General features: G+C 73.7%; 9 protein-coding genes. 5 read left to right on the forward strand and 4 right to left on the reverse strand.

Annotated features, from left to right (window positions below; genetic code table 11):
- Together IH61_RS0115160 and IH61_RS0115165 are read right to left on the reverse strand one after the other, a co-directional pair.
- Positions 1 to 1,923: ABC transporter ATP-binding protein (locus IH61_RS0115160; protein WP_158845002.1), on the reverse strand; the 1,923-nt coding region annotated here is incomplete at its 3' end.
- Between the two features lie 465 nt (positions 1,924 to 2,388).
- On the reverse strand, positions 2,389 to 3,069 hold the full coding sequence (locus IH61_RS0115165; protein WP_031069828.1) for a TetR/AcrR family transcriptional regulator: 681 nt from the start codon (positions 3,067 to 3,069) through the stop codon (positions 2,389 to 2,391).
- Positions 3,070 to 3,202: 133 nt separating this feature from the next.
- Here IH61_RS0115165 and IH61_RS0115170 point away from each other — a divergent pair, with 133 nt between their 5' ends.
- From IH61_RS0115170 to IH61_RS0115185, 4 genes are all read left to right on the forward strand, one after another.
- Positions 3,203 to 4,915 carry a carboxyl transferase domain-containing protein gene (locus tag IH61_RS0115170; RefSeq protein ID WP_031069829.1) on the forward strand — a complete coding sequence of 571 codons (1,713 nt, stop codon included), beginning with the start codon at positions 3,203 to 3,205 and terminating at the stop codon, positions 4,913 to 4,915.
- Between the two features lie 109 nt (positions 4,916 to 5,024).
- Positions 5,025 to 7,325: an acetyl/propionyl/methylcrotonyl-CoA carboxylase subunit alpha gene (locus IH61_RS0115175; RefSeq protein WP_037972782.1), complete on the forward strand. Its 2,301-nt coding sequence runs from the start codon at positions 5,025 to 5,027 to the stop codon at positions 7,323 to 7,325.
- Positions 7,322 to 8,308: a hydroxymethylglutaryl-CoA lyase gene (locus IH61_RS0115180; protein ID WP_031069831.1), complete on the forward strand. Its 987-nt coding sequence runs from the start codon at positions 7,322 to 7,324 to the stop codon at positions 8,306 to 8,308. Before IH61_RS0115175 ends, IH61_RS0115180 begins: the two co-directional genes overlap by 4 nt.
- A 133-nt stretch (positions 8,309 to 8,441) precedes the next feature.
- On the forward strand, positions 8,442 to 9,632 hold the full coding sequence (locus IH61_RS0115185; protein ID WP_031069833.1) for an acyl-CoA dehydrogenase family protein: 1,191 nt from the start codon (positions 8,442 to 8,444) through the stop codon (positions 9,630 to 9,632).
- Between the two features lie 15 nt (positions 9,633 to 9,647).
- On the opposite strand, the gene IH61_RS0115190 is transcribed toward IH61_RS0115185, so the two are convergent.
- The gene (locus tag IH61_RS0115190) at positions 9,648 to 10,163 is read right to left on the reverse strand and encodes a universal stress protein (protein WP_031069835.1); all 516 of its coding nucleotides are present in this window, start codon (positions 10,161 to 10,163) and stop codon (positions 9,648 to 9,650) included.
- Between the two features lie 731 nt (positions 10,164 to 10,894).
- Between IH61_RS0115190 and IH61_RS42895 the strand changes: the two genes are divergently transcribed.
- Positions 10,895 to 12,019 carry an HAD family hydrolase gene (locus IH61_RS42895; RefSeq protein WP_158844990.1) on the forward strand — a complete coding sequence of 375 codons (1,125 nt, stop codon included), beginning with the start codon at positions 10,895 to 10,897 and terminating at the stop codon, positions 12,017 to 12,019.
- Positions 12,020 to 12,078: 59 nt separating this feature from the next.
- Here IH61_RS42895 and IH61_RS46950 read toward each other — a convergent pair whose 3' ends face one another.
- Positions 12,079 to 12,882 carry a GNAT family N-acetyltransferase gene (locus IH61_RS46950; protein WP_051837111.1) on the reverse strand — a complete coding sequence of 268 codons (804 nt, stop codon included), beginning with the start codon at positions 12,880 to 12,882 and terminating at the stop codon, positions 12,079 to 12,081.
- Between the last annotated feature and the right edge of the window lie 44 nt (positions 12,883 to 12,926).

The raw sequence follows: 12,926 nt of genomic DNA on the forward strand, positions 1-12,926 counted from the left end.
GTTCTGGGCGGGGGCGCTCTCTGTGGAGGTGTTCTGCGTGGGGGTGTTCGGTGTGGGGGCGCTCTTGCCGGGGGCCTCGGTCTGCTCGGGGGCCGTCGCGGGGGCCTGTGCCGGGGTGCGGCCGGCTTCGGGGTCGGTGATCAGGGCCCGGTACTGGGGACATCGGGCCTGGAGTTCCTCGTGCGTCCCGAGGTCCAGCAGGCGGCCGTGGTCCAGGACGGCGATGCGGTCGGCGAGCTGGAGGGTCGAGCGGCGGTGGGCGATCAGCAGGGTGGTGCGGCCGGTCATCACCGAGCGCAGGGCGTCGTGGATCTCCGCCTCGATCTGCGGGTCCACGGCCGAGGTGGCGTCGTCCAGCAGCAGGATGCGCGGGTCGGTGAGGATCGCGCGGGCCAGGGCGATGCGCTGGCGCTGGCCTCCGGAGAGGGTCAGGCCCTGTTCGCCGACCTTGGTGTCGTAGCCGTCCGGCAGTGCGCGGATGAACTCGTCGGCCTGGGCGGCGCGGGCGGCGGCGAGGATCTGCTCCTCGGTGGCGTCCGGGCGGCCGTACGCGATGTTGGTGCTGACCGACTCGGAGAAGAGGAAGCTCTCCTCGGGGACGATGCCGACGGCCGCGCGGACGGAGTCCAGGGTGAGGTCGCGCAGGTCGTGACCGTAGAGGCGGACGGTGCCGGCCGCCGGGTCGTAGAAGCGGGGCACCAGGTGGGCCACCGTCGACTTGCCGGAGCCGGAGGCGCCGACCAGGGCGAGGGTCTCCCCGGGGGCCAGGGTGAGGTTGAGGCCGTGCAGGACGGGGTCAGGGTGCTCGGGGTCGTAGCGGAACTCGACCTGGTCGAACTCCAGGGCGACGCCGGGGGTGCGGGGGCCGACGGCGGTGGCGGTGGCGGCGGTGGTGCCGCGGGTCGTACTGCCAGTCGTGCCGTCGGTGTCGGTGTTCGCGGACGCGGTGAGATCGAGGGTCAGCGCGTCGGGGCGCTCCTGGACCAGCGGGCGCTCGTCGATCAGCTCCAGGACGCGCTCCACGCCCGCCCGGGCCTGCTGGCCGACGGTGATGATCATCGTCAGCATCCGCACCGGGCCGGTCATCGCCGCGACATAGGTGGAGAAGGCGACGAAGGTCCCGAGCGAGACCTGGCCGTCCACGGCCAGCCATCCGCCGAAGAACAGCACCGCGACCTGGGCCAGCGCCGGGATCGCCTGCATCGCCGGGTTGTAGCGGGCGTTGAGCCGGATCGAGCGGAGCCGGGCGGCGAAGAGGTGGCGGGAAGCCTCCTCCAGCTTGTCCAGCTCCTGCGCCTCCTGGCCGAAGCCCTTCACCACGCGGACGCCGCCGATCGCGCCGTCCACCACGCCCGCGACACCGGCCGCCTCCTGCTGGGCGGCCCAGGTGGCGGGGAAGAGGCGCTTGCGGCTGAGGACGGACACCCACCAGAGCGCGGGGCCCATCACCACCGCGACCAGGGTCAGCGGCGGGGAGAGCCAGAGCATGACGGCCAGCGACATGACGAACATCAGCAGGTAGCCGGTCATCATCGGCACCATCGACAGCAGGCCGTTGATCAGCTGGAGGTCCGAGGTGGCCCGGCCGACGACCTGGCCGGTGTCCAGACGGTCCTGGCGGTGGCCGTCCAGCCGGCCTATCGACCGGAACAGGTCGGCGCGCATGTCGTGCTGGACGTCCAGGGCGAGCTGGCCGCCGTAGTAGCGGCGGACCTGGGTGCAGCCGAAGACCACGGCGGCCGCGAGCAGCAGCACCACCGCCCAGGGGGCCAGGGGGCGGGAGTGGGAGGTGATGACGTCGTCGATGATCAGCTTGGTGACCAGCGGCACCATCGCGGTGACGGCCATGCCGAGCAGCGAGGCGCCGAAGGCCAGCAGCAGGCTGCGGCGGGACCGCCAGCTGTAGCCGACCAGGCGGCGCAGCCAGCCGGGGGTCCCGGAGGCGTCGGCCCGGGGGGCATCGACCTGGGGGGCATCGGCCTGGGGGGCATCGGGGGCATCGGCGGTCTGCGGGGCGTCACCGGGCGCCGCTTCAGCGGTCTCGCCCGGGGTCGGGGTGCCGCTCGGGGCTTGCTTGGGTTGCTCCACCGTAGATCCGTGAGTCTCGGGCATATTTAGGGATGCTAACCATTTCGTCGAGTGGCCGCCATGACGTTTTCGGCCCTGGCGGAGTGGCCAACAGCCTGCGGCCTGCCGTGATTCCCGTTCGAATCCCGGTTCGACCGACCCGTCCGCCACGCTCCCTCCAGCGTCGCCGAGGACCCGCCGGACCGCCCAGCGGCCAGGGGCGGGCGGGGAACCGCCTTTGGACCTAGGCCCTGTCGGCTCAGGCCCTGCCCGGCCGAGGGTGGGGGTACGGGCTCGGGCGGGACTCGGGCGGCCGGGCGCTCAGGACTCGGAGGTCGCTTCGGCCCCGACGGCCGAGTCGGGGGCCGGGTCGGCGGCCGAGTCGGCGGCGGCCGCGAAGGCGCCGAGGGCGAGGGTGCGCAGCAGGGCGGCCATGCCGTCGCGCTGGAGGCCGGAGCGCTCGCCGTGTCCAGGGTTCGAGCCGAGGCTATGCGGGGTGGAGTTGATCAGACCGAAGACGGCGTGCACGGTCGCCCGGGCCACCGGTTCGGCGGCGGGGGCGGCCAGCGGCGGGTACGCCTGGCGGACCACGTCCACCCACAGCTCCAGGTAGCCGCGCTGGAGCCGGCGGACGGTGCGGCGGTCCTCGTCCTTGAGGTTCAGCAACTCGCGGTCGTGCAGGGTGATCAGGTCTCGGTCGTCGAGGGCGAACTCGACGTGCCCGCCGATGAGCGCGTCCAGGGCCGCCGCCGGGCCGTCCCCGCCGGCCGCGCGGCGGCGCCCCTCCTCGAGCAGGCGCTCGCTGATGCCGACCAGGAGGTCGGCGAGCATCGCGTCCTTGCCGGCGAAGTGGCGGTAGAGCCCGGGGCCGCTGATGCCGACCGCCTTGCCGATCTCGTCCACACCCACGCCCAGGAACCCCCGGGCCGCGAACAGTCGCGCGGCCTCACGGCGGATCTGGTCACGGCGCGGGAGCGAGGAGGCTGCTGGGACGTTCGGCATGGCGACCATCGTAGACAGTGGGGTTATCGGCCGTTAACCTGGGCACGTAAGTTAACGTTCATTAACGTAGGGATCACGGGCGCACCGCAACACGGCCGCCCACCTGGTGCCGAGGGCAAGGGAGCTCTTGGGAATGGTCATCTCCACCGCCGGCGCACCCACCGGCGTCCAATTCGGCCCCACGACCGGGACCACCGCGGCGCCGGGCTCCCCGGCTCCGGGTGCCGCCGCCCCGGCACCCCGGCTCGGCACCTCCGCCGACCCGGGCTCCGCCGCCTTCCAGGCCAACGCCGAGGCGCACCGGGCGCTGGTCGCCGAGCTGCGGGCGAAGCTCGACGCGGCGGCCCTCGGCGGCGGCGCCAAGGCCCGCGCCCGGCACACGGCGCGCGGCAAGCTCCTCCCCCGCGACCGGGTGGACACCCTGCTCGACCCGGCCTCGCCCTTCCTGGAACTGGCGCCGCTGGCCGCCGACGGCATGTACGACGGCGCGGCGCCCGCGGCCGGGGTGATCGCCGGCATCGGCCGGGTCGCCGGGCGCGAGGTGGTGGTGGTCGCCAACGACGCCACCGTCAAGGGCGGCACGTACTACCCGATGACGGTGAAGAAGCACCTGCGCGCCCAGGAGGTCGCGCTGGAGAACCGCCTCCCCTGCGTCTACCTGGTGGACTCCGGCGGCGCCTTCCTCCCCATGCAGGACGAGGTGTTCCCCGACCGCGACCACTTCGGCCGGATCTTCTACAACCAGGCCCGGCTCTCCGCCGCGGGCATCCCGCAGATCGCCGCCGTGCTCGGCTCGTGCACGGCCGGCGGCGCGTACGTCCCCGCGATGAGCGACCAGGCGGTGATCGTCCGCAACCAGGGCACGATCTTCCTGGGCGGGCCGCCGCTGGTGAAGGCCGCCACCGGCGAGGTGGTCACCGCCGAGGAGCTGGGCGGCGGCGAGCTGCACTCCCGCACCTCCGGCGTGACGGACCACCTGGCCGAGGACGACGCCCACGCCCTGTCCATCGTGCGCACCATCGTGGCCGGGCTCGGCCCGCGCGCGGCCCGGCCCTGGCCGCTCGCCCCGGTCGAGCCCCCGGCGGTGGACCCGGGCGGCCTGTACGGGGCCGTCCCAGTCGACCCGCGCACGCCCTACGACGTGCGCGAGGTCATCGCCCGGATCGTCGACGGCAGCCGGTTCGCCGAGTTCAAGGCCGAGTACGGCGCGACCCTGGTCACCGGCTTCGCCCGGATCCACGGCCACCCGGTCGGCATCGTCGCCAACAACGGGGTGCTGTTCTCCGAGTCGGCCGTCAAGGGCGCCCACTTCATCGAGTTGTGCGACCAGCGCGGCATCCCCCTCCTGTTCCTGCAGAACATCACCGGGTTCATGGTCGGTCGGCAGTACGAGGCGGGCGGCATCGCCAAGCACGGCGCCAAGATGGTCAACGCCGTCGCCTGCACCCGCGTCCCGAAGCTGACCGTGGTGATCGGCGGCTCGTACGGAGCCGGCAACTACTCGATGTGCGGCCGGGCCTACTCACCTCGCTTCCTGTGGATGTGGCCGGGCGCCAAGATCTCCGTGATGGGCGGCGAGCAGGCGGCCTCCGTCCTCGCCACCGTCCGCCGCGACCAGCTGGAGGCGCACGGCGAGCAGTGGCCGGCCGAGGCGGAGGAGGAGTTCAAGCGCCCGGTCCGCGAGCAGTACGAGCGCCAGGGCAACGCCTACTACGCGACCGCCCGGCTCTGGGACGACGGCGTGATCGACCCGATGGACACCCGCACCGCGGTCGGCCTCGCCCTCACCGCCTGCGCCAACGCCCCGCTGGCGCCGCCGGCTCCGTACGGCGTCTTCCGGATGTGACCCCCGGGCGCCGGCGACCGCGTTCGCCGGCGCCCCGGCGCCTGCCCTCATCCACGTCCCATCACCCACCTCCTTCGTACGGCCCCCTCGACCCGGAGGAACGCCTCCCATGTTCGACACAGTTCTGGTCGCCAACCGCGGCGAGATCGCCCTGCGGGTGATCCGCACCCTGCGGCGGCTCGGAGTCCGCTCGGTCGCCGTGTTCAGCGACGCGGACGCCGACGCCCCGCACGTGCGCGAGGCGGACGTCGCGGTCCGGCTCGGCCCGGCCGACCGCAGCGACAGCTCGGCGGCCGAGACCTACCTGCGGACCGACCAGATCCTCGCCGCCGCCCGCCGCACCGGCGCCCAGGCCGTCCACCCCGGCTACGGCTTCCTCGCCGAGAACCCCGGCTTCGCCCGCGCCTGCGCCGACGCGGGCCTCGTCTTCATCGGACCACCTCCCGGTGCCGTCGAGTTGATGGGTGACAAGATCAACGCCAAGGAGGCCGTCCGGGCCGCCGGCGTCCCGGTGGTACCCGGCAGCCAGGCCACCGCGCCCACCGACGAGCAACTCGTCGCCGCCGCCGACGAGATCGGCTACCCCGTCCTCCTCAAGCCCTCCGCCGGCGGAGGGGGCAAGGGCATGCGCCTGGTGCGGGACCGCGCCGACCTGCCCACCGAGATCGCCGCCGCCCGCCGCGTCGCCCGTACCGCCTTCGGCGACGACACCCTGCTCCTCGAGCGCTGGGTGGACCGCCCGCGCCACATCGAGGTGCAGGTGCTCGCCGACGCCCACGGCACCACCGTCCACCTCGGCGAGCGCGAATGCAGCCTCCAGCGCCGCCATCAGAAACTGATCGAAGAGGCTCCCTCCGTTCTCCTCAATGCCGAGACCCGCGCCGCGATGGGCGCCGCGGCCGTCCGCGCCGCGGAGTCCTGCGGCTACACCGGGGCCGGCACCGTGGAGTTCATCGTCCCCGGCATCGACCCGGACTCCCCCGCCTCCACCTCCGCCTCCGAGGAGGGGGTGCGGGACTTCTTCTTCATGGAGATGAACACCCGCCTCCAGGTGGAACACCCCGTCACCGAACTCGCCATCGCCATCGGCCGGGACGCGGCCCGGCTCGACCTCGTCGAGTGGCAGCTGCGCATCGCCGCCGGCGAACCGCTCACCTTCGACCAGTCCGACGTCTCCTTCCTGGGCCACGCCATCGAGGCCCGCATCTGTGCCGAGGACCCGGAACGGGACTTCCTGCCCACCGGCGGCCGCATCCTCACCCTGGACGAGCCCCGGGGCGAGGGCATTCGCGTCGACTCCGGCGTCGCCCCCGGAACCGTCGTCACCAGCGCCTACGACCCCATGCTCGCCAAGGTCATCGCGTACGGGCCCGACCGCCCGACCGCGCTGCGCCGCCTCCGCGCCGCGCTGGCCGACACCCGCCTCCCGGGCGTCACGACCAACACCGGTTTCCTGCGCCGACTGCTCGCCCACCCCGACGTCGTCGCCGGCCGACTGGACACCGGCCTGGTGGAACAGACGGCCCGGCAGCAGCCGGACCTGCTCGCCTCGCCGTACTCCCCGGCGAACACGGCGGGCACCACGCACCCGATGGACCCGACGGACGCGACTGACGCCGCGAGCGCGACGGACCCGGCGAACTCCGCACAGCCGGCTCCCGCCGCCACGACCGAACCGCCGTCACCTGCCCACCTCCTCTACTACGCGGCCGCACTGGCGCGGCACCTCGACCTGACCCCCGCCGCCGACCCCGGCGGCTGGACCGACCCCTTCTCCCTTCCCTCCGGCTGGCGCCTGGGCGGCGCCCCCGCCTGGACCACCCACCGCCTCCGGGCCCCCGGCCAGGACCCGGTCGCCGTGAGCGTCCGTTCGATCACTGTCGGCAAGCTAGCTCATGCCACTGACAATCCGGCCGGCCCCGCCCTCGACGTGGAGCTCCGCCTCGACGCAGGGCCCGTCCACCGCGCCCGCGCGGCCCGGGACGGCGACCGGCTGCACCTGACCGTCGACGGCCTGCAGACCACCTTCGCGCTGGCCGTCGACACCGACCCCGGCCTCGCCGCCGGCCCCGTGACCTGGATCTCCGTCGACGGGGACGCCTGGCCGCTGCACCCCTTCGACCCGGTCGGCGAGGGCGCCGCCTCCGCCGCCGCCCACCACGGCGCCCTCACCGCCCCGATGCCCGGCACCGTCACCGTCGTCAAGACCACCGCGGGCGAGGCCGTCCGCAAGGGGCAGCCCCTGCTCGTGCTGGAGGCCATGAAGATGGAACACGTGATCGCCGCGCCGCACGACGGCGTGGTCACCGAACTGCGCGCCACCGCCGGCGCCACCGTCGCGATGGAGGACCTGCTGGTCGTGGTCACCCCGGCCGAGGACGCCCCCGAGGCCGCGGAGGTGCGGTCGTGACCGCCGAGAACCGCGAGCCGGACGCCCTCGACCTGGGCCTGCCGGACCCCGTCCGCGCCCCCGGTCTGCCGGAGGAGGTCCGCATCCACGAGGTGGGGCCGCGCGACGGACTGCAGAACGAGAAGTCCCTGGTGCCGGTCGAGGTCAAGGCGGAGTTCATCGCCCGGCTCGCGGCCGCCGGGCTGCGCACGGTCGAGGCCACCAGCTTCGTCCACCCGAAGTGGGTGCCCCAGCTGGCCGACGCCGAGGAGCTGGTCCCGAAGCTGGCCGGGCTGCCGGGGCGTCACCCGGGGCTGCGGCTGCCGGTGCTGGTGCCCAACGAGCGCGGGCTCGACCGGGCGTTCGCCCACCACACCGCCGACATCGCGGTGTTCGCCAGCGCCACCGAGACCTTCGCCCGGCGCAACCTCAACCGCTCGGCGGACGAGGCCATGGAGATGTTCCGCCCGGTCGTCGCCCGGGCCACCGAGGCCGGGGTGGCCGTTCGCGGCTACCTCTCGATGTGCTTCGGGGACCCGTGGGAGGGCCCCGTCCCCGTCGACCAGGTGGTCCGCCACGGCGTGCGGCTGCTGGAGCTGGGCTGCGCGGAGCTGAGCCTCGGCGACACCATCGGCGTGGCCACGCCCGGCCAGGTCACCGCCCTGCTCGCGGCCTTCGCCCGGGCCGGGGTGCCGGTCGAGCGGCTCGCCGTGCACTTCCACGACACCTACGGCCAGGCGCTCAGCAACACCCTGGCGGCGCTGCGCGAGGGCGTCACCACGGTGGACGCCTCGGCCGGGGGCCTGGGCGGCTGCCCGTACGCGAAGAGCGCGACCGGCAACCTGGCCACCGAGGACCTGGTGTGGATGCTGCACGGACTCGGCATCCGCACCGGTGTCGACCTGCGCGCGCTGGTCGCGACCAGCGGCTGGATGGCCGAGCGCCTCGGCCGACCGAGCCCGTCCCGCACCGTCCAGGCCCTGCTCGGCGCGGCCCGGGGCTGACCCCGCCCCGGCCCGCGCGGCGCGCCCCCTGCCCAACCCTCAGATCACACCGTGCGACCGTCACACCGTCAGACGGACGCCGGTCTTCCCACCCAAGCCCACGGCCCGACCGGCCGGGCACCAGGAGGATCAGATGCTCGACCACCGGCTCAGCAGCGAGTACGAGGAACTGCGGCGCACCGTCGCCGAGTTCGCCCAGGACGTGGTGGCGCCCAAGATCGGGGAGTTCTACGAGCGGGAGGAGTTCCCGTACGAGATCGTCCGCGAGATGGGGCGCATGGGCCTGTTCGGCCTGCCCTTCTCCGAGGAGTACGGCGGCATGGGCGGCGACTACTTCGCGCTCGGCCTGGCCCTGGAGGAACTCGCCCGCGTGGACTCCTCGGTGGCGATCACCCTGGAGGCCGCCGTCTCCCTCGGCGCGATGCCCATCCACCGGTTCGGCACCGAGGAGCAGAAGCGCGAGTGGCTGCCCCGGCTCACCTCGGGCGAACTCCTCGGCGCCTTCGGCCTGACCGAGCCCGAGGGTGGCTCCGACGCCGGCGCCACCCGCACCACGGCGCGGTACGACGAGGCCACCGACGAATGGGTCATCAACGGCACCAAGTGCTTCATCACCAACTCCGGCACGGACATCACCGGTCTGGTCACCGTCACCGCGCTCACCGAACCGATCGCTCGTTCGAGTGAAGAAGGCGAATTCCGCTCGCCTGTGCGGGAGATCTCCTCCATCATCGTGCCCACCGGGACCCCTGGCTTCACGGTCTCGAAGAAGTACTCCAAGGTCGGGTGGAACGCCTCCGACACCCGCGAACTGTCCTTTGTCGACTGCCGCGTCCCCGCGGCCAACCTGCTGGGCGAGCGTGGCCGTGGCTACGCCCAGTTCCTGCGCATCCTCGACGAGGGGCGCATCGCGATCGCGGCCCTGGCCACCGGCCTGGCCCAGGGATGCGTGGACGAGTCCGTCAAGTACGCCGGCACGCGCCGGGCCTTCGGCCGCCCGATCGGTGCCAACCAGGCCATCCAGTTCAAGCTCGCCGACATGGAGATGCGCGCCCACATGTCCCGCCTGGCCTGGCGGGACGCCGCTTCCCGGCTGCTGCACAGCGAACCGTTCAAGAAGGAGGCCGCGATCGCGAAGCTGTACTCGTCCGAGGCCGCCGTCGACAACGCCCGCGAGGCGACCCAGATCCACGGCGGGTACGGCTTCATGAACGAGTTCCCGGTCGCCCGGTTCTGGCGCGACTGCAAGATCCTGGAGATCGGGGAGGGTACGTCCGAGGTGCAGCGCATGCTCATCGCCCGGGAGTTGGGCATCAAGTACTGAGGACCTGAACGGCAGTCAGGGGATCACGATCACCGGGCGGTTGGCCCGCCGCGCCAGCCGCCCGGAGACCGAACCGAAGAGCTTGCCGAGCAGGCCGTGGGTCGTGCCGACGACGATCGCGTCGGCGGCGTACTCACGGCCGACCTCCTCGATCTCGTGGCAGATGTCCCCTCCGCGCTCGACCAGGATCCAGGGCACCTCGGCGAGGAAGTCCGCACAGGCGAGCTCCAGACCCAGGACCTCGGTCCGGTGGTCGGGGAGGTCCACGAAGACAGGAGGTTCACAGCCGGCCCACACCGTGGCGGGCAGGCGATTGGCGACGTGCACGATCACCAGGCCGCACTGCGAACGACGCGCCATGCCGACCGCGTAGGCGAGGGCGCGCTCGCTCGACAGCGAGCCGTCGAAACCGACCACCACGCCGTGCTGGAACACCGGGTCGGGTACGGCCGTCGAGGACTCCTCCGCCGGGTCCGTCGAGGGCCCCGCCTCCGGGCGCTCGGCTCCCGGGCCCAGGCGGCCGCCCGTCACCGGGGGCTCCACGGGGTCGGCCGGGTGCTCGCCACGCCGCTGGTGGGGGCCGGGGCGGTCACGGCGGGCCAGGCTGCGCAGCGCGCGGACCAACGCCGAGACTCCGGCCTGCGCACGGCCCGCTTCGGCTCCGCCGTCTCCTCCGGCAGCCCCGGTCGCTGCGGACGCGCTGCGGGGCGTTTCCGGCTCAACCGGTCGGGAGGACTCAAAACCAGCCATGGCTCACGGCTCTTCGATGGAGAGGGGCCGACAGGAGAGGACAACGCTGCCCGGGCAACAGGCCCGCCCACGGGATGACGTCGGTCCGCACCGCGCAGCACCGTATGTGACCTATTCCTTTCAGAGTACGACGGGCGCCGGGCCCGGCCCAGCGGCCAAGCCCCGAAACGAGGTTGTTCCCGCGAAAGGGGGATGTTCCGGCCCTGCCGGTGCGCCCTGCCCGCAGGCGATCGCGCCCCCTCCCGAAAGGAGGTTCCCTGGAGCTTGACTGAGCGAGCGGAGAGGCGCAACAGGCCCACGGGACACCGTGACCGGACTGTCATGGATCGGCGACGATCCGTTGCGACCGGTCGCGAACCGTGACGTCACACGCGTCCCACCCGCCCCGGGCGCATTGGCGCGCCCCTGCCTTCCGCCCGGCGCCGGACCCGTTCCGGCCACTTCGTACGCCTTCGGGACGCTCTCTGGCATTTGCCAGATGCATAGGCACCGGCGCTGGCACCATGCTCGGCATGCCCCTGCTGCTGTTCGACCTCGACAACACGCTGCTCCCCCGGGACGCCGCATACCGGGCGTGGGCGCAGGACTTCCTGTCCGAACACCACCTCCCGCCGGGCGACCTCGACTGGTTCGTCACCCTCGACGGCGGCGGCTACGTGCCGCGCAGCACCGTACTGTCCGCCGTCCGGCGCCGCTACGGTCTGGACGCCTCCGTCGACTTCCTCCACGCGCACTTCCGACGTGGCATCAACGCCCACATCCACTGCCCGCCCCGGAATCTGGAGGCGCTGAGGACGGCGCGGGCGGCCGGCTGGACGCTGGGGATCGTCAGCAACGGCGGCACCCGGGCGCAGTTGGAGAAGATCCGGCGGACCGGGCTGGGGTCGATGGTCGACGGCTGGGTCATCTCCGAGGAGGCCGACTGCGTCAAGCCGGACCCGCTGATCTTCGAGATGGCCGCCCAGCGGTGCGGCGTCGCGCCCACGGGGGACTGGGCCGCGCACACCTGGATGGTCGGGGACCACGCGCCCGCCGACATCGCCGGTGCCGAGCTGACCGGGCTGCGCAGCGTCTGGCTGCACCACGGGCGGCCGTGGTCGGAGGTCGGCTACCGGCCGACGCTGAAGGCGGCCGGTCTGCCGGAGGCCGTCGGCCAGGTGCTCTCCGCGCGCTCCGCGCCCTCACCGCGTCCGGGCGTCCGGGCCGGCGTGCCGGTGCGGCGGCGAGCCGTCGCCGCACCGGCACGGGCGGCGGCGCTCGTCGGCGTGCGGACCGGCGCGCGTTCGAAAGTGACCGCCTCGAGCGGCCCGGATGCGCCCGTTGCCGTGAACACCGGAGCGGCCGGCGCCCCCACCCGGGAAGCGGGGCCGGGTGTCCGAAACCGCTCCGGCGGGTTTGCCCTGCTCGTGGACGGCACCCAACGGACCGCAGTGGCCGCAGTGGCCGCCGGATCAGCCGCTGCCGCAGCGGCGACGGGAGCGGTGGAGGCCGCCGGCGCGGGCCCGGAGGTCCGTCCGGCGGCCGCCGTGGCGCGCCCAACTCCCCTGCGTGCGCCCGGCGGTGAGGCCGCACCTCCCGCGCGCACCGTCCTCGTCGCCGCACCGACGACGGCGACGGCGGCGGCGGCAGCGCAGTAGCACGCACCCCGGGGCGGGCGGCCGTCAGAGCCGTCAGCCGTCCGCCATCAGCCCAGCCGTCAGCCGTCAGCGACCGTGCTGCCCGTCCACCAGCAGGTGTCGGCCCGGGTGGTGAAGCCGAGCTTGCGGTAGAGCGGTTCGCCGAGCGAGGTGGCGACCAGGGTGGCCGGGCGGTCGGGGTGGGCATGGGCCAGTGCGGCCTCCACCACGGCCCGGGCCACGCCCCGGCCGCGCCGCTCGGGCAGGGTGGCGACCCAGTACACCCCGATGGCCTTCCCGTCGTCGTAGGTGAGGCAGGCCCCGGCCGGGGCGCCGCCGATGCGGCCCAGCCAGCCCCGGAGTCCGGGCTGGTGCAGCAGCGCCTCGGGCAGGGCGACGCCCCGGACCCAGGGCTGTCGGGCGGGCAGCGGGAAGCCGTCCACCACCACCCGCTCGACCAGGGCGAACTCGTCGGCGGCCAGTGCCTCATGCACCGTCAGGGAGCCGTGGTCGTGGCCCTTCTCCTTCGCCCGCCGCTCGGCGTCGGAGAGGTCCAGCGGGCCGGGTTCGCGGACCATCACCGGCATGATCGGCATCCGGGACGCGCCGAGCCGGCTCAGGTCGAGCCCGCCGTACGGGTCCTCGACGGTGAAGCGGACGGTCTTCCACTCGGCCAGGAGGTCGGCCAACTCCTGCTCCACCACGCGGGGTTCGGCGTAGGGGCGGGTGATGACCACGCGCTGGGAGTCGTCCGGGGTGCGGGCGCAGCGGGCCGCCGTCCAGCCCGGGCCGGTGACGGTCCGCCAGTCGTGCGCGCGGGCCTGGGCGAGCCAGAAGGCGGCGGCGTTGTCATTGGCCTGTTCGAGCCGGCTGTCGATGTTCACGGCAGGACCGTAACCCGGCCGCCGCGCCCGGGTTCGGCCGCCCC

The sequence above is a fragment of the Streptomyces sp. NRRL WC-3742 genome, assembly GCF_000720635.1.
Classification (GTDB): Bacteria; Actinomycetota; Actinomycetes; order Streptomycetales; family Streptomycetaceae; genus Kitasatospora.

What these genes read in the sequence shown, in the direction of transcription:
- IH61_RS0115185 (WP_031069833.1), top strand. Translation starts at nt 8,442, where the DNA reads ATGCTCGACCACCGGCTCAGCAGCGAGTACGAGGAACTGCGGCGCACC.
- IH61_RS0115170 (WP_031069829.1), top strand. Translation starts at nt 3,203, where the DNA reads ATGGTCATCTCCACCGCCGGCGCACCCACCGGCGTCCAATTCGGCCCC.
- IH61_RS0115175 (WP_037972782.1), top strand. Translation starts at nt 5,025, where the DNA reads ATGTTCGACACAGTTCTGGTCGCCAACCGCGGCGAGATCGCCCTGCGG.
- IH61_RS0115165 (WP_031069828.1), bottom strand. Translation starts at nt 3,069, where the DNA reads ATGCCGAACGTCCCAGCAGCCTCCTCGCTCCCGCGCCGTGACCAGATC.
- IH61_RS42895 (WP_158844990.1), top strand. Translation starts at nt 10,895, where the DNA reads ATGCCCCTGCTGCTGTTCGACCTCGACAACACGCTGCTCCCCCGGGAC.